We start from the raw sequence: 14,804 nt of genomic DNA on the forward strand, positions 1-14,804 counted from the left end.
GGGCCGCTAGGCCTTCCCGGCGTTGAGCCGCTTCACGCCCTCGACGAAGTTCTTGAGGGTCGGGGAGAGCACGCCGCGCGGGATCATCGCCTCCACGAGCTGGAAGCGGCCGCGGGTGGCGGCGGCCCGCGCCAGCGCCTGCGCGAGCTCGGCCCGGGTGCGCACCCGGACGCCGTCGCCGCCCAGGCCGGCGGCCATCTCGGCGAACTTCCAGTCGTCGAGGTCGTTGAACCGCGACTGCGGCTGGAAGGTGCGGAGCATCTCCCAGCTCTGGTTGTTGAAGACGAGGACGATGGGGTCGAAGCCGAGCCGGCGGCAGTTGCCGAGCTCCCAGCCGGTCATCTGGAAGGCGCCGTCGCCCACCAGCACCAGCGGGCGCCGGCCGGTGGCGGCCTGCAGCCCGAGGCCGGCCGGCACGCCGAAGCCCATGGTGGCGTAGTAGCCGGGCGCCACGAGCTCGGTCTGGTCCACGTCCATGGCGGTGAAGAGGCAGTCGCCCACGTCGCTCGCGATCGGCATGGTGCCGTGGGTCGCCATGAGGTCGTTCACCGCCGCGGCGAGGTCGGCCGGGGCGATGGGCGCGCCGTCGGCCACCAGGCCGCGCGGGTAGACCGGCCGGCTCACGGCGAAGTGGCGCGAGGTGGGGGCGGTGCGGGCGAGGAGCGCGTCCACGAGGTCGGCGAGCCGCACGCCCTGGTAGGCGTGGTAGCCGAGCTTCACCTCGCCCTCCCAGGCGTGGATGGTCTTGCGCAGGTCGATGGACCGCTCGGAGGCGCCGAAGTTGGTGTCGGAGACGAGCTCGCCGAGGAGGAAGAGCCCGTCGGAGTCCTCCACGAGGCGCGTCAGCCCCGGGTCGCCGGCCACGCCGAGGTAGGTGCCGAGGAGCGGGGCGTCGGCGCCGGTGAGCAGGCCCCGCCCCATGAAGCTCGTGACGGTCGGCACGCCGAGCCGGTGGGCCAGCTCCGCCACCTTCTCCTCGAGCCGGTAGCGGCGCACCTCGATGCCCACCATCAGCACCGGGGAGCGGGCCCGGGAGAGGCGCGCCAGCACCTCGTCGGCGCAGGCGTCGAGCACCTCGCGGTCGGGGGGCGCGGTCGGGAGCGGCGACACCTTCGCGCACGGGGCCGCCGCCATGTCGCGCGGCAGCTCGAGGTAGACCGGCAGCGACCGGTCCACGCAGGCGGCGAGCACCCGGGCGATCTCGGCCGGCGCGCGCGCCGCGTCCTCGAGCCGGGCCTGGTCGCAGGTGAGCTCGCGGAAGATCTCGAGCTGCGAGTCGAGGCTGCGGGCCTGGTGGTGCAGCAGGAGCCCGGAGCGGGACTCGCCCCGGCCCGGGCCGCCCGAGAGCACCACCAGCGGCGACCGCTCCGCGTAGGCGGCCGCCACCGCGTTGACCATGTTGAGCGCGCCGGCGCCGTAGGTGACGGCGGCCACCCCGAGCCCCTGGCCCACCCGCGCGGCGGCGTCGGCGGCGAAGCCGACCGCCGGCTCGTGCGAGAGGGTGTGGAGCGGGAGGATCCCCGACTCCTCGATGATCCGGAAGAAGGGGAGGGCGAAGTCGCCCGGGATCCCGAAGATCTGCCGGGCGCCGTGGTCGCGCAGCGCGCCGAGGAGCGACTCGGTGAGGTTCATCGGCGCGCCCTCGAGGCTACTCGCCGAGGTACGCCTTGCGGACCTCGGGCGAGTCGAGCAGCTCCTGCCCGGTGCCCTGCATCACCACCTCGCCGGTCTCGAGGACGTAGGCGCGGTGCGCGATCTGGAGGGCCTTGTGGGCGTTCTGCTCGACCAGGAGCAGCGCCACGCCCTGCGCCGAGACGTCGCGGAGCACCTGGAAGATGCGCTCCACCACCTGCGGCGCCAGGCCGAGCGACGGCTCGTCGAGGAGGAGCAGCTTGGGCCGGCTCATGAGCGCGCGCGCCACCGCGAGCATCTGCTGCTCGCCGCCGGAGAGCGTGCCCGCCACCTGGTGGAGCCGCTCCTTCAGGATCGGGAAGAGCCCGAAGAACTTCTCCATGTCCTCGGCCACGCCGTCCTTGTCGGTGCGCAGGAAGGCGCCGAGCTCCAGGTTCTCCTGCACCGTGAGGTTCAGGAAGATGCCGCGCCCCTCGGGCGCGTGGGCGAGGCCGCGGGCGACGATCTCGTGCGGCTGGAGGCGGGAGATCTCCTCGCCCTGGAACGTGACCGAGCCGGCCACCGGCCGGAGCATGCGCGAGACGGCGCGCAGGGTGGTGGTCTTGCCGGCGCCGTTCGCGCCGATGAGCGCCACCACCTGCTTGTCCGGGACCTCCAGCGAGATGCCGCGGAGCGCCTCGATGGCGCCGTAGTTGACCTGCAGGTCCTTGATCGAAAGGATGGATTCGCTCACGCTACGCGCCCTCTCCGGGGACGGAGATCTGCTTCTCGGCCAGGTACGCGTCGCCGAGGTAGGCTTCGATGACCTTCGGGTCCTTGCGCACCTTCTCCGGCGGGCCGCGCGAGATGATCACCCCGTGGTCGAGGACGACGAGCCGCTCGGACACGCCCATCACCACGCGCATGTCGTGCTCGATGATGAGGATGGCGAGGCCGAACTCGTCGCGGATCTTCCGGATGAGCTCGAGGAGCGACACCTTCTCCGAGGCGTTCATGCCGGCGGCCGGCTCGTCGAGGCAGAGGAGCTTCGGCCCGGTGGCGAGGGCGCGCGCGATCTCCAGCCGCCGCTGCTCGCCGTAGGGGAGGTTGCGCGCCAGCTCGTTGCGCCGGTGGGCGAGCCCCATGACGTCGAGGTACTCCTCGGCGCGCCGGGTGATGCTCGCCTCGTCCTTGATGAAGGCCGCGCTCCGCAGGAAGGCGGCGGTGAAGCCCGCCTCGCGCCGGTGGTGGCAGGCCACGCGGACGTTGTCCACCGCCGTGAGGTCCTTGAAGAGGCGGATGTTCTGGAACGTGCGCGCGATGCCCTTCTGGCAGATGACGTACGGGCGCAGCCCGTTCACCCGCTCGCCGCTCACGAACACGTCGCCGGAGCTCGGCGCGTAGACGCCGGTGAGGGCGTTGAAGGCGGTGGTCTTGCCGGCGCCGTTCGGGCCGATGAGGCCGACGAGCTCGCGCGGCTTGAGCTCGAGCTCGAACTCGGAGAGGGCCTTGAGGCCCCCGAACTGCATCGTGACCTTGCGGGCCTCGATGACGGGGGTGACGTTCTCGGGGGCGCTCACTGGGCGCCTCCCTCGGCGCGGCGCCGCTTGAGCCGGGGCAGCATGTCCCAGATCTCGCGGGTGCCGAAGATGCCGGTGGGGCGGGTGAGCATGAGCACGATGAGGAGGATCGAGTAGAGGACCATGCGGTACTGCTGGGCCTCGCGGAGGCCCTCGAGGGCGAAGGAGAGGACGAGCGCCGAGACGACGGAGCCCGTGACCGAGCCCATGCCGCCCAGCACCACCATGACCACGACCTCGATCGACTTCACGAAGGTGAAGGACCGGGGGGTGCAGAGCTGGATGAGGTGCACGAGCAGGCCGCCGGCCAGGCCGGCGAAGGCGGAGGAGATGACGAAGGCGCGGACCTTGTAGCCGACCGTGTCCACGCCCATCGCCTCGGCCGCCACCTCGTCCTCGCGGATGGCGAGGAGGGCGCGGCCGTGGGTCGAGCCGACGAGGCGGCGCGCCATGACCAGGGTCGCGACCACCCCCATGCCCACCCAGACGAGCGTGGTGCGGCGGGGCAGGCCGGAGATGCCGGTGGCCTGGCCGAGGAAGGGGGTGTTCTCGATGATCACCCGGATGATCTCGTTGAAGCCGAGGGTGACGATGGCGAGGTAGTCGCCCCGGAGGCGCAGCGACGGCATGCCGACGAGGAGGCCGGCGCCGGCCGCGGTGATCATGCCGGCGAGGAGCGCCAGGAAGAAGAGCACCTGATCGGACACGGCCGGCGGCAGCCCGACGAGCTGCAGGCCGCGGGTGGCGACGATGATCTTGGCCGCGGTGTAGGCGCCCACGGCCATGAAGCCGGCGTGGCCGATGGAGAACTGGCCGGTGAAGCCGTTCACCACGTTGAGGGAGACCGCCAGGATGACGTTGATCCCGGCCGCCATGAGGATGATCTGGGCCGACTTCGAGTCGGCCAGCGAGCCCTCGGCGATCCAGAGGACCGGCAGGGCCACGAGGAACGGGAGGAGCGAGCGCCCCGCGAGCTTGAGCGTGTCCACGCTTACACCTTCTCGGCGCGGACGCGCCCGAAGAGCCCGGCGGGGCGGACGAGGAGGACGAGGATCAGCATCGCGAAGGCGATGCCGTCCCGGTAGGAGGAGAGGGCGTAGCCGGCCACGAACTCCTCGGCCAGGCCGAGCACGAGCCCGCCGACCATGGCGCCGGGCACGTTGCCGATGCCGCCGAACACCGCGGCCACGAAGGCCTTGATGCCGGGGAGGAGCCCCATGAGCGGGTTGATGGTGGGGCGCGACCCGGCCACCAGCAGCGCGGCCGCGGCGGCGAGGCCCGAGCCGAGCGCGAAGGTCCAGGCGATCACCCGGTTCACGTTGATGCCCATGAGCCCGGCGACGCCGGCGTCGAAGGAGACGGCGCGCATGGCGGTGCCGAAGCGGGTTCGGTAGACCACGAACTGCAGCGCGAACATGAGCGCGACCGCCGTGGCCAGGGAGACCATGTCGTAGTTGCTGACGTGGACGCCGAACGGCTCGAAGTCCACGCGCGGGAAGGGCTCGGGGAAGAAGCGCGGCGTAGGCCCGGGCGGGAACGGCACGCTGCTGCCGATCGCCGGCGGCAGCTGGAAGCCGTACTCGAGCAGGAAGGAGACGCCGATGGCGGTGATGAGGGCCGTCAGGCGGGGGCGCTGGCGGAGCGGCCGGTAGGCGAACCGCTCGATGATGACGCCGAGGGCCCCGCAGATGACCATGGAGCCGACGAAGACGACGAGGGCCTTCCAGAGGGATGGGTGCTCGTCCACCCCCAGCCCGCGCGCGAGGTAGAGGCCGGAGAACGCCCCGACCATGTAGACGTCGCCGTGGGCGAAGTTGATGAGCTTGAGGACGCCGTAGACCATCGTGTAGCCGAGCGCGATGAGGGCGTAGATCGTCCCCACCGAGAGGCCGTTCACGAGGTGCTGGAGGAATTCTGTCACGGGATCTCTTCTAGCATCCGCCCGGGGGGGCGGGCGAGTCGGGGGAATGATGGAGGGGGCGGACCGGCCCCGCGACCGGCCCGCCCCCTCCTTGGATCAGGCGGCTACGGATTGACGGTGGCCGCGTACTTCGCGTTGTTCTTCTCGATGCCGAGCACCACCGCCGACTTCACGGCGTTGTGGTCGGCGTCGAGGGTGATCACGCCGCTCACGCCCTTGAAGCCCTTGGTCTGCTCGATGGCGTCGCGGATCGAGGGGCCGGTGAGGTCCTTGGCGCTCTCGAGCGCGTTGATGGCGACCTTGGCCGCGTCGTAGCCCAGGGTGGCGAGCGCGTCGGGGACGCTGCCGTAGGCGGCCTTGTACTTGCTCACGAACTCCTGGATCACCGGGGACGGATCCTCCGGCGTGTAGTGGTTCGAGAAGTACGAGCCGTCGAGCGCGCCCTTGGCGATCTCGTAGAGCTTGGACGAATCCCAGCCGTCGCCGCCCATGAGCGGCTGCTTCATGCCGAGCTCGCGGGCCTGGCGGGAGATGAGGGCCACGTCGGTGTAGTAGCCGGGGACGTAGATGGCCTGGGGGTTCTTGCCCTTGATGGCGGTGAGCTGGGCCTTGAAGTCCTGGTCGCCGGCCTTGTAGCTCTGGTCGGAGACGATCTTGCCGCCGAGCTCCTGGAACTTCTTCGCGAAGAAGTCGGCGAGGCCCACCGAGTAGTCGTTGCCGACGTCGCGGAGGATCGCGACGTTCTTCACCTTCAGGTTCTCGGTGGCGAACTTCGCCATCACGGTGCCCTGGAAGGGATCGATGAAGCAGACGCGGAAGACGTAGGGGCGGGTCTTGTCGCCGTCCTTGGTGACCTTGGGGTTGGTCGAGGTCGGCGAGATCATCGGGACCTGGTTCGAGTCGGCGATCGGCGCCATCGCCAGCGAGCGGCTGGAGGCCACCTCGCCGAGGAGGATGGTGGCGTGGTCCTGGGTGACGAGCCGGGTGGCGGCCACGGCGGCCTCCTCCGGCTTGCCCTGGTCGTCGAGGGTCTTCACGACGATCTGCTTGCCCTTGACGCCGCCCTTCTTGTTCTGCTCGTCCACCGCGAGCTTGATGCCCTTGTCGGTGGAGTCGCCGAAGGTGGCCTCGTTGCCCGACATCGAGCCGACGTGGCCGAAGACGATCTTGTCGCCGGCCGGCGCGGCCTGGGCGGCCTGGGGAGTTGCAGCGGGCGCCTGAGCCGGCGCGGCCTCTTCCTTCTTCTGCTGGCAGCCAACCACGGCGAAGGCCAGGGCGGCCACCGCCAACGCGCGATGAATTCTCATCGATCCTCCGGGGGTGGGGAAAACCTCTAGTGCTTAGCACGACATATCGGTGAGTCAACGAAGCCTTTTCCATAAGCGAACGTTTGTACGCCGCAGTACCCTTTCTGGGGTCGTCCGCGATCGGGAATGCCTGGGCATCGGGCAAAAGTGTGAGTGATTTCCGGGCAGCCTTTGGCCCGGCGCGTGCTGTCGTCCCTTCACTCGAGGACAATCCACTCCGCGACATCTTTAATTAGACGCGGCTCCAGAAGCTGGTATCGTGCCCAAACCATTGTGCTCGGATTGGGCAATGGGGGACTTCCACCCAGCACCTCCAGCCGCACCGGAGGGGAGAAACCAAGGAATGACCAGAACGAAGCTCATCGCCACCTTCGCCGCCTTCGGGCTCGCCCTCTCCGGGGCGGCTCGCGCCGAGGATCCGGGCGCCTTCAAGATCCCGGGCACCGACACCACCCTCAAGTTCAACGGCTTCGCCGAGGCGGCCGTGATGTACGAGCTCTCGGGCGGCTACCACGACCTGCAGACGGCCTGCGATTACTTCCTCTGCCCGAACGGGATCGCCCTCGACGGCCAGAAGACCAACGCCCCGCAGGCCGCCCTCACCGTCGCCTACTCGCGGTTCGGCCTCCAGAGCACCACGCCCTCCAGCATCGGCGCGATCGGCATGCGCTTCGAGCTCGACGCCGCCAAGGGCTACCAGCTCGCCGGCGCCTCCGACACCCACTCGGCCACCCTGCGCGTGCGCCACGCCTACGGCACCGTGGGCGACTGGCTCCTCATCGGCCAGACCTGGAGCACGTTCGCCGATCTGAACGCCTTCCCGGATCAGATGGACGAGAACCCGGTCACGAACCTCGCGGCGCTCCGCGCCCCGATGATCCGGCTGACCGCCCCGACCGGGCCGGTGAAGCTCACCCTCGCCCTCGAGGACCCGTACTACACGAGCCTCAGCAACAAGGCGAACGTGACCGCCTACGGCAACCCGTACTGGACGGTTCCGGACATCATCGGCCGCGTGGACGTGCCCTTCTCGATGGGCAGCTTCTCGGTCCGCGGCGTGGCGAAGCAGTACAAGAACGACGTCGCCAGCAAGTTCGGCTTCGGCGGCGCCGTCGGCGCGGCCTTCAACATCGGCGGTGACGCCCTCGTCCTCGACGTCTCGGGCGGCCCCGGCATCGGCACGTACATCTACGGCACCACCCTCGACGCTCCCGAGGACGTGGTCGTGGCCGGCACCGACATGAAGCTCTGGACCGTGGTCGGCGCCTCGCTCGGCTTCACCCACAACTGGACGCCGCAGGTGGCCTCGAACCTCATCGGCAGCGGCACCTGGACCAAGGACGACTCCGACGTGAAGGCGGCGGTCGAGGCGGCCTCGGCCGGCTCCTACGGCGGCTTCAACAAGAGCGTCTACACGGCCGGCTTCAACACCCGGTACAGCCCGGCGAAGAGCTTCTGGGTCGGCGCCGAGTTCTACTACAACCGTCGCGAGACCTTCTCCGGCGCCAAGGGCGAGGAGTGGCGCGGCGAGCTCGTGTCGCACTTCAACCTGTTCTAGGTCGAAGACGAGCCTGACGTAGCTTCGAGGGCCGCGGCCGAGAGGTCGCGGCCCTCTCCTTTTCCGCTCCCTGCCCCTGCTCGGCAGCCCGCGCCGCGGGGCCGCCGGGAGCCCACCGCTGCGGTGCTCGCTCCGGCGGCTCCGCCGGTCGCTGGTCGGCGAGCGGCGCCGTGGGCGCAGAGCGCTCGAACCCGCTGCGGTGCCGTCCTGGCTCTGGTGCTCGGCTCCGGTTTCGGCGTTGCCCGGGGGAGCGGCGCTTCCATCGTGTCACGCGGTCCGACGCCGGCGGGCGGCCCGCCTGCGCTGCGCGCCTCGGGAGGGCTCCCGTCGGCCGGGGGGGCGGCGCTGATGGAGTGCCTGGCGCCGCCGGACCTCAGCGCGCCACGAGGTACTGCAGGAGCCAGAGCGCGGCCATCCCGGCGCCGATGGTGGCGAGCACGTTGCGCGTCCAGATCGCGACGCCGGTGGCGAGGAGCCCGGCGAGCAGCCGGACGTTGCCGAGCGAGAGGTCCACGGCGCCGCGCCGCAGGAGCAGCTCCGGCAGGATGATGGCCGAGAGCACCGCCGGCGGGACGAGCCGGAGGGCGCGCGCCAGGAGCGGCGGGGTCTCGACCCGCCCGAGCAGCGCGATGAACGAGAGCCGGATGAGGAAGGTGAGGAGGCCGGCGACGGCCAGGGTCGGGAGCCAGCTCACGCCTCGCGCTCCGCGCGGTCGGCGACGAGGCCGACGGCGATGCCGCCCACCGCCGCCAGCATCAGGCCGAGCTTGTAGGGCAGGCCGAAGGCGAGCACGGCGATGCCGCCGCCGCCGAGCGCCGCGGCGAAGGCGCCCCGGTCGCGCAGGGACGGGAACACGAGCGCGATGAAGGTGAGCGGCAGCGTGAAGTCGAGGCTCCAGCTCGCCGGCACGAGGGCGCCGAGGAAGATCCCGACGCCGGTGCTCACCTGCCAGGAGCCCCAGAGCACGAGCCCGGCGCCGAGGAAGTACCAGTGCCGGTTGGGCGAGACCGGGTCGGCGTCGGTCCGGTCGCCGTCGCGCAGGTAGCGGCCGATCGCCACCGCGTAGGCCTCGTCGGTGAGGAGGTAGGCGAGGAGCCCCTTCCAGCCGGCGCGCAGGTGGCGCAGGTAGGGCGCGACCGAGGCGCTGTAGAGGAGGTGGCGCAGGTTCACGACGAGCACCGTCACCGCCACCACCAGCCCGGGCGAGCCCTCGCGGATGAGCTGCGCGGCGATGAACTGGGCCGACCCGGCGAAGACCACCGAGGACATCGCCTGGGCGGCGAAGGCGGAGAGCCCCGCGCCGACGGCGAGCGCCCCGTAGATCATGCCGAAGGGCGCCACGCCGAGGATGATCGGCAGCTCGGCGCGGCAGCCGGCAAGGAACTCGGCCCGGCGCGTCCAGTGGGCGGGGAGGGGTTGCATCGGCGGGAAGATACCTCAGGGCTCGACGAGGTCGGCCACCGCGCCGCCGGTGACCCGCGCGAGCTCGCCCGGCGCGACCGCGAAGACGGCGTTCGGCGCGCCGGCGGCGGCCCAGACCACGGCGTAGGAGAGCAGGGTGCGGTCGATGAGGACCACCGGCGGCTCCCGGTGGCCGACCGGGGCCACGCCGCCGATGGCGAAGCCCGACTTCTCGCGGACGAAGGCCGGGTCGGCGCGGGCCACCGGCTCGCCGAGGAGCTCCGAGAGGCGCGCCTCGCTGGCGCGGGCGGCGCCGTTCACGAGGGCCAGCACCGGGCGGCCGCTCGCGGCGCCCTTGAAGACGAGCGACTTCACGATCTGCCCCACGTCGCAGCCGACCGCCGCGGCCGCCTCCTGCGCGGTCCGGGTGCTCTGGGAGAGCTCCTTCACCTCGCAGCCCAGCCCGTGCCCGGCCAGCGCCGCCCGCACCCGCTCCACGCCGCCCATCGCCTTCTCCGCCATGCCGCGCCTCCTCGTCTCGTGGCCGGCGCCGCGGCGGGGCCGCCCGGGCCCGCCCGCGCGAGGGGAGGGCCGGCCGGGGACCCGCGGGCGCCGGAAGCGCTCCATGTTAGCGCGCCGCGGCGCACCCGGCCCGGCCGAGTCGCGGCCGCGGTTGGACACGGCGCGCATTCGCGCCATACTCCCGGGTCCGGGTCCTCGCCCCCTCTTCCAGCATCGGAGACGCACATGAACGTCGGCTGCCCCAAGGAGATCAAGGTCAACGAGAACCGCGTGGGGCTCACCCCCGGCGGCGCGCGGTCGATGGTCGCCGCGGGGCACAAGGTGCTCGTGCAGGCCGGCGCCGGCGTGGGGAGCGGGTTCCCCGACGCCGAGTACGCCGCCGCCGGCGCCGTGGTGGTGAAGACGGCGCAGGAGGTCTTCGACGGCTCGGAGCTCGTCATCAAGGTGAAGGAGCCGCAGGCGGTCGAGATCTCCGCCATGCACGTGGGCCAGGTGCTCTTCACCTACCTGCACCTCGCGCCCGACCCGGAGCAGACCAAGGGGCTCCTCGAGAAGGGGATCACCGGCATCGCCTACGAGACCATCACCGACGCCGCCGGCCGGCTGCCGCTCCTCACCCCGATGTCGGAGGTGGCGGGCCGGATGGCCGCGCACGTGGGCGCGTTCTACCTGCAGGCCGGCAACGGCGGCAGCGGCGTGCTCATGGGCGGCGTGCCCGGCGTGCCGCCGGCCAACGTGGTGGTGCTCGGGGCCGGCACGGTGGGGCTCAACGCCATCAAGGTCGCCGCCGGGATGGGCGCGCGGGTGACGGCGCTCGACAAGAGCCTGCCCACGCTCCGCTACCTCGACGACATCTTCGGGAACCGGATCGACACGCTCTGGAGCAGCGAGCACCACGTGGAGGAGGCGATCGCCAAGGCCGACCTGGTCATCGGCGCGGTGCTGGTGCCCGGCGCGCACGCGCCGCGGATCGTGACCCGCAAGATGCTCTCGCTCATGAAGCCGCGCAGCGTGGTGGTGGACGTGGCGGTGGACCAGGGCGGCTGCTTCGAGACCACCCACGCCACCACCCACGCCGACCCGGTCTACCTCGTCGACAACGTGCTCCACTACGCCGTCGCCAACATGCCGGGCGCGGTGCCGCGCACCTCGACCATCGCCCTCGCCAACGCGACGCTGCCGTACGCGCTCAAGCTCGCCAACCAGGGCTGGAAGAAGGCGCTCGCCGCGGACAAGGGCTTCCTCGCCGGGCTCAACACCCACGACGGCAAGCTCACCTGCGCGCCGGTCGCGGAGAGCCTCGGCCTGCCGTTCGTGGATCCGGCGTCGCTGGTCTAGTCGCACCGGCCTCCCGGCGCCGCGCCCCCTCCCTTTCCCTCCCCCGCTCACGCGGGAGAGGGGAAGAGGGGCGCTGCGGGGCGCTCTCGAGGTGCCTCGCTGCGCTCCCTCCCCGCTCGGGCGGGGAGGGCCGGGGAGGGGCGGCCAGCGGTTCCGCGTCGCCCTACTTCCGCCCGCCCAGGTACGCGCTCTGCACCTTGGGGTCGGCGATGAGCGCCTCGGCGGTGTCCTCGAGCACCATCCGGCCCACCTCCATCACGTAGCCGCGGTGGGCGAGCTTGAGCGCCGCGCGGGCGTTCTGCTCGACCAGCAGCACGGTGAGGCCGGTGGTCTGGTTCACCTCGCGGATGGCCTGGAAGATGGCCTTCACGAGGAGCGGCGCGAGGCCGAGCGACGGCTCGTCGAGGAGCAGCACCCGCGGCTTCGCCATGAGCGCCCGCCCGATGGCGAGCATCTGCTGCTCGCCGCCGGAGAGGGTGCCGGCGAGCTGGTCGCGCCGCTTCTCGAGCACCGGGAAGAGCCGGTAGGCCCAGGCGAGCGACTCGGCGATGCCGGCCTTGTCGGAGCGGGTGAACGCCCCGAGCATCAGGTTCTCGCGCACGGTGAGCGTGCCGAACACCCGCCGCCCCTCCGGCGACTGGGCGATGCCGAGCTTCACGCGCTCGTGGGCCGGGACGGTGTGGGCCGGCTTGCCCTCGAAGCGGATCTCGCCGCCCGAGGGCTTGAGGAGCCCGCTGATGGCGCGCAGGGTGGTGGACTTGCCGGCGCCGTTCGCGCCCAGGATGGTGACGATCTCCCCCTGGTTCACGGTGAGGCCGATGCCGTGCAGCGCCTCGACGTTGCCGTACTTCACGTGGAGGTCGCGGATCTCGAGGATGGGCGTCGACATGGCTAGACCTCCTCCGTGCCGAGGTAGGCCTCGATCACCCTGGGGTTCTTCTGGATCTCCGCCGGCGTCCCCTCCGCGATCTTGCCGCCGTACTCGAGGACCACGATCTTCTCGCAGGCGCGCATCACCAGGCTCATGTCGTGCTCGATGAGGAGCACGGTGACGCCGCGCTTCTGGATGTGCTGGATGAGCTCGACGAGCTGGTCGGTCTCCTGCTCGTTCATGCCGCCGGCCGGCTCGTCGAGGATGAGGAGCTTCGGCTCGGTGGCGAGCGCGCGGGCGATCTCGAGCTTGCGCTGGTTGCCGTAGGAGAGGTTCCGCGCCTCCTCCAGCGGCCGGTCGGCGAGCCCGACGAACTCGAGCTCGGCCATGGAGCGCCCCACCGCCTCGCGCTCCTCGCGCGCCTGCCACGGCGGGCGGAACATGGCCGAGAAGAGGCCGGCCTTGGTGCGGCAGTGGCGCCCGGCGAGCACGTTCTCGAGCGCCGAGAGCTGCTGGAAGAGCCGGATGTTCTGGAAGGTGCGGGCCACGCCGAGCTGGACGATCTTGTGGGTCCGCATCCCCACCAGCGAGCGGCCCTCGAAGGTGACCGTGCCCTTGTCGACCCGGTAGTTCCCGGTGATGAGGTTGAAGGTGGTGGTCTTGCCGGCGCCGTTCGGGCCGATGAGGCCGACGATCGAGCCCGGGGCGACGTCGAAGCTGACGTCGTCCACGGCGGTGAGGCCGCCGAAGGTCTTGGTGATGCCGTGGACGTCGAGGAGCGCGCTCACCGGGCCACCTCCGCCGGCGCCTGCGCGGCGCGCGCCGCCTCGGCCCGTTTCAGATCGGAGGGCTTGAAGCGCATCCGGCGCAGGGGGAGGAGCCCCTGCCGCCGCACCACCATCATCACCATCATCACCAGGCCGAACACCAGCATGCGGGCGGTGGCGAAGCCGCGGAAGATCTCGGGGAGCCCCACCACCAGGGCGGCGCCGAGCAGCACCCCGGGGATCGAGCCGGAGCCGCCCAGGATGACGATGAGGAACAGGACCACCGACTCCCAGAAGCTGAAGGACTCGGGCGAGATGATGGTCATCTTGGCCGCGTAGATGCTGCCGGCCATGCCGGCCCAGGCGGCGCCGAGCACGAAGGCCATGAGCTTGTAGCGCGCGGTGTTGACGCCGCTGCCCTCGGCGGCCACCGGGTCCTCGCGCAGGTAGTTGAGCGCGCGGCCGAAGCGCGACTGCTCGAGCCGGTGGAACAGGAACACCGTGGCGGCCACGAAGCCCCAGATCAGGTAGAGGAACTCCTCGGGCTTGCGGATCTTGTGGCCGAAGAGCACCGGGCGCGGGATGCCGAAGATGCCGTTGGCGCCGCCGGTGAGGCCGAACACGTCGTTCACGAGCGCGATGCGGACGATCTCGCCCATGCCGATGGTGACGATGAGCAGGTAGTCGCCGCGCAGGTGGATGACCGGCCGCGCCACCACCGCCGCGAAGATCGCCGCGGTCACGGCGGCGAGCGGCACCGCGTAGAGGATGGGGAGCTCGAAGCGCGTGCTGACGATGGCGCCGGTGTACGCGCCCACCGCGTAGAAGGCGGCGTGGCCCATGTTGAACAGGCCGGCGTCGCCGAGGATGAGGTTGAGCGAGAGCGCGAGCAGCGCGTAGAGGCCGACGCTGTTGAGCACGTCGAGCCAGTAGGAGTCGAGGAGGTGCGGCGCGGCGAGGAGCGCCGCGGCCACCACCGCGTAGCCGGCGAGGAGCTTCTTGCTCATCTCAGACCTTCTCCGCGACGCGCTCGCCGAGGAGCCCGGTGGGCCGCACGATGAGGATGAGGATGAGCACGCAGAAGGCGAAGGCGTCCTTCCAGGCGATGGAGAGGTAGGCCGCGCCGAGCGCCTCGATGACGCCGAGGAGGAGCCCGCCCACCATGGCGCCGGGGATGTTGCCGATGCCGCCGAGGATGGCGGCGGTGAAGGCCTTCATGCCGTAGACCCACCCCATGGTGAAGTCCACGCGGCCGTAGTAGAGCCCCACCAGCAGGCCGGCCGAGCCGCCCAGGGCGGGGCCGATGAGGAACACCAGCGAGACCACCTTGTTCACGTCGATGCCCATGAGGCGGGCGGCGCCCTGGTCGATCGCGGCGGCGCGGACGGCGGTGCCGATCTTGGTCTTCTGCACGAAGAGGTAGAGCGCCGCCATCATGACGATCGAGGCGAGCACCACCAGGATGCGGATGAGCGGGATCTGGATCCCGCCGAGGCTCACCGCCGTCTGCGGCAGGAGGCCCTCGGGGTAGGTCTGGAACTGCGCGCCGTAGATCAGCATCAGCGCGTTCTGCAGGAAGATCGAGGCCCCCAGGGCCGACACCACCGCCGAGAGGCGCGGCGCCTCGCGCAGCGGCCGGTAGGCGGCGCGCTCGAGGACCACCCCCATCACCCCCACGAGCCCCATCACCATCACGGTGAGGATCCCGATCCCGGCCATCACGCCCATCCGGTCCTGGAGCAGGAAGGAGGTGAGGAGCGTGAGCCCCAGGTACCCGCCGTAGGTGAACAGGTCGCCGTGGGCGAAGTTGATGAGCTTCAGCACCCCGTACACCATCGTGTAGCCGAGGGCGATGAGCGCGTAGATGCCCCCCACGGCGAGGCCGTTGGTGAGCTGCTGGAAGAATTGCTCCATGGGGGCTCTTGGGA

General features: G+C 71.2%; 15 protein-coding genes. 2 read left to right on the forward strand and 13 right to left on the reverse strand.

What is annotated here, in order from left to right:
- Positions 1-6: 6 nt before the first annotated feature.
- From ipdC to AMPC_RS14975, 6 genes are all read right to left on the reverse strand, one after another.
- On the reverse strand, positions 7-1,632 hold the full coding sequence (gene ipdC / locus AMPC_RS14950) for an indolepyruvate/phenylpyruvate decarboxylase (protein WP_248342214.1): 1,626 nt from the start codon (positions 1,630-1,632) through the stop codon (positions 7-9).
- A gap of 16 nt (positions 1,633-1,648) precedes the next feature.
- On the reverse strand, positions 1,649-2,365 hold the full coding sequence (locus tag AMPC_RS14955; RefSeq protein WP_248342215.1) for an ABC transporter ATP-binding protein: 717 nt from the start codon (positions 2,363-2,365) through the stop codon (positions 1,649-1,651).
- 1 nt (position 2,366) lies between these two features.
- Positions 2,367-3,140, reverse strand: coding sequence for an ABC transporter ATP-binding protein (locus AMPC_RS14960; RefSeq protein ID WP_248346333.1), 774 nt, complete (start codon positions 3,138-3,140; stop codon positions 2,367-2,369).
- 47 nt (positions 3,141-3,187) lie between these two features.
- A complete protein-coding gene (locus AMPC_RS14965) occupies positions 3,188-4,180 on the reverse strand; it encodes a branched-chain amino acid ABC transporter permease (protein WP_248342216.1) in 993 nt (330 codons plus the stop codon).
- Between the two features lie 2 nt (positions 4,181-4,182).
- Complete coding sequence (locus AMPC_RS14970) at positions 4,183-5,112, reverse strand: branched-chain amino acid ABC transporter permease (RefSeq protein WP_248342217.1); 930 nt, start codon at positions 5,110-5,112, stop codon at positions 4,183-4,185.
- A 104-nt stretch (positions 5,113-5,216) separates the two neighbouring features.
- Positions 5,217-6,419, reverse strand: a complete 1,203-nt coding sequence (locus tag AMPC_RS14975; protein ID WP_248342218.1) for an ABC transporter substrate-binding protein — start codon at positions 6,417-6,419, stop codon at positions 5,217-5,219.
- A 343-nt stretch (positions 6,420-6,762) separates the two neighbouring features.
- On the opposite strand from AMPC_RS14975, the gene AMPC_RS14980 reads away from it, so the two are divergent.
- Positions 6,763-7,977, forward strand: coding sequence for a DcaP family trimeric outer membrane transporter (locus AMPC_RS14980; protein ID WP_248342219.1), 1,215 nt, complete (start codon positions 6,763-6,765; stop codon positions 7,975-7,977).
- A 373-nt stretch (positions 7,978-8,350) separates the two neighbouring features.
- Here AMPC_RS14980 and AMPC_RS14985 read toward each other — a convergent pair whose 3' ends face one another.
- The 3 genes from AMPC_RS14985 to AMPC_RS14995 are packed head-to-tail and all read right to left on the reverse strand — an operon-like array spanning position 8,351 to position 9,900.
- Positions 8,351-8,671, reverse strand: coding sequence for an AzlD domain-containing protein (locus AMPC_RS14985; protein WP_248342220.1), 321 nt, complete (start codon positions 8,669-8,671; stop codon positions 8,351-8,353).
- Positions 8,668-9,399 (reverse strand): AzlC family ABC transporter permease, encoded by a 732-nt coding sequence (locus tag AMPC_RS14990; RefSeq protein ID WP_248342221.1) that lies wholly within the window; start codon positions 9,397-9,399, stop codon positions 8,668-8,670. Before AMPC_RS14990 ends, AMPC_RS14985 begins: the two co-directional genes overlap by 4 nt.
- A 15-nt stretch (positions 9,400-9,414) precedes the next feature.
- Positions 9,415-9,900: a YbaK/EbsC family protein gene (locus tag AMPC_RS14995; protein ID WP_248342222.1), complete on the reverse strand. Its 486-nt coding sequence runs from the start codon at positions 9,898-9,900 to the stop codon at positions 9,415-9,417.
- Between the two features lie 225 nt (positions 9,901-10,125).
- Between AMPC_RS14995 and ald the strand changes: the two genes are divergently transcribed.
- Positions 10,126-11,238, forward strand: a complete 1,113-nt coding sequence (gene ald, locus AMPC_RS15000) for an alanine dehydrogenase (protein ID WP_248342223.1) — start codon at positions 10,126-10,128, stop codon at positions 11,236-11,238.
- 163 nt (positions 11,239-11,401) lie between these two features.
- On the opposite strand, the gene AMPC_RS15005 is transcribed toward ald, so the two are convergent.
- Genes AMPC_RS15005 through AMPC_RS15020 form a run of 4 tightly spaced genes read right to left on the reverse strand, consistent with a single transcriptional unit; the run spans position 11,402 to position 14,790 of the window.
- Positions 11,402-12,127 (reverse strand): ABC transporter ATP-binding protein, encoded by a 726-nt coding sequence (locus AMPC_RS15005; RefSeq protein WP_248342224.1) that lies wholly within the window; start codon positions 12,125-12,127, stop codon positions 11,402-11,404.
- 2 nt (positions 12,128-12,129) lie between these two features.
- On the reverse strand, positions 12,130-12,897 hold the full coding sequence (locus AMPC_RS15010) for an ABC transporter ATP-binding protein (RefSeq protein WP_248342225.1): 768 nt from the start codon (positions 12,895-12,897) through the stop codon (positions 12,130-12,132).
- Positions 12,894-13,883 (reverse strand): branched-chain amino acid ABC transporter permease, encoded by a 990-nt coding sequence (locus tag AMPC_RS15015; protein WP_248342226.1) that lies wholly within the window; start codon positions 13,881-13,883, stop codon positions 12,894-12,896. The genes AMPC_RS15010 and AMPC_RS15015 overlap by 4 nt, the downstream gene beginning before the upstream one ends.
- A gap of 1 nt (position 13,884) precedes the next feature.
- On the reverse strand, positions 13,885-14,790 hold the full coding sequence (locus AMPC_RS15020) for a branched-chain amino acid ABC transporter permease (protein ID WP_248342227.1): 906 nt from the start codon (positions 14,788-14,790) through the stop codon (positions 13,885-13,887).
- Positions 14,791-14,804 lie beyond the last annotated feature (14 nt).

The organism is Anaeromyxobacter paludicola, from assembly GCF_023169965.1.
GTDB lineage: Bacteria > Myxococcota > Myxococcia > Myxococcales > Anaeromyxobacteraceae > Anaeromyxobacter_B > Anaeromyxobacter_B paludicola.

Excerpts from the sequence above, each read along its gene's own strand:
- ipdC (WP_248342214.1), bottom strand. The coding sequence starts at position 1,632 with ATGAACCTCACCGAGTCGCTCCTCGGCGCGCTGCGCGACCACGGCGCC.
- AMPC_RS14960 (WP_248346333.1), bottom strand. The coding sequence starts at position 3,140 with ATGCAGTTCGGGGGCCTCAAGGCCCTCTCCGAGTTCGAGCTCGAGCTC.
- AMPC_RS14975 (WP_248342218.1), bottom strand. The coding sequence starts at position 6,419 with ATGAGAATTCATCGCGCGTTGGCGGTGGCCGCCCTGGCCTTCGCCGTG.
- AMPC_RS14980 (WP_248342219.1), top strand. The coding sequence starts at position 6,763 with ATGACCAGAACGAAGCTCATCGCCACCTTCGCCGCCTTCGGGCTCGCC.
- AMPC_RS14990 (WP_248342221.1), bottom strand. The coding sequence starts at position 9,399 with ATGCAACCCCTCCCCGCCCACTGGACGCGCCGGGCCGAGTTCCTTGCC.
- AMPC_RS14995 (WP_248342222.1), bottom strand. The coding sequence starts at position 9,900 with ATGGCGGAGAAGGCGATGGGCGGCGTGGAGCGGGTGCGGGCGGCGCTG.
- ald (WP_248342223.1), top strand. The coding sequence starts at position 10,126 with ATGAACGTCGGCTGCCCCAAGGAGATCAAGGTCAACGAGAACCGCGTG.
- AMPC_RS15005 (WP_248342224.1), bottom strand. The coding sequence starts at position 12,127 with ATGTCGACGCCCATCCTCGAGATCCGCGACCTCCACGTGAAGTACGGC.
- AMPC_RS15015 (WP_248342226.1), bottom strand. The coding sequence starts at position 13,883 with ATGAGCAAGAAGCTCCTCGCCGGCTACGCGGTGGTGGCCGCGGCGCTC.
- AMPC_RS15020 (WP_248342227.1), bottom strand. The coding sequence starts at position 14,790 with ATGGAGCAATTCTTCCAGCAGCTCACCAACGGCCTCGCCGTGGGGGGC.